Origin of the sequence: Streptomyces pseudogriseolus, from assembly GCA_002154585.1 — a bacterium.
Lineage (GTDB): Bacteria > Actinomycetota > Actinomycetes > Streptomycetales > Streptomycetaceae > Streptomyces > Streptomyces pseudogriseolus.
Genome location: MUNG01000572.1, coordinates 1 through 323 on the forward strand (window position 1 = coordinate 1; position 323 = coordinate 323).

General features: G+C 73.1%; 1 protein-coding gene. It reads left to right on the forward strand.

Going from position 1 to position 323, the window contains the following annotated elements; genetic code table 11:
- A partial coding sequence (locus tag CCN29_RS32850) for a nucleotidyltransferase family protein (RefSeq protein ID WP_442538633.1) occupies positions 1-323 on the forward strand: 323 nt, incomplete at both ends.

The window sequence follows — 323 nt, forward strand, 5'->3', positions numbered from 1 at the left end:
GGCCGACTTCCACGCCGAGCGGGACGCCGTCGCCACCGTCGCGCTGGCCCGCCCGCGCCTGCCGTGGGGCGCGGTCCGCACCGACGGGTTCGGTCTGATCAGCGACTTCATCGAGGCCCCGCCGTCGACCTTCGAGATCAACGCGGGCGTCTACGTCTTCTCCCCCGAGTTCGCCGGGCTGCTCCCGGAGCGCGGTGACCACGAGCGCACCACGTTCCCGCATCTCGCGCGTGAGCGCCGGCTCGCCGGGTTCACGATCCCGCAGGGGTCCTACTGGCGCGCCATCGACACCGCCAAGGACCTCACCGAGGCCGCCAAGGAGC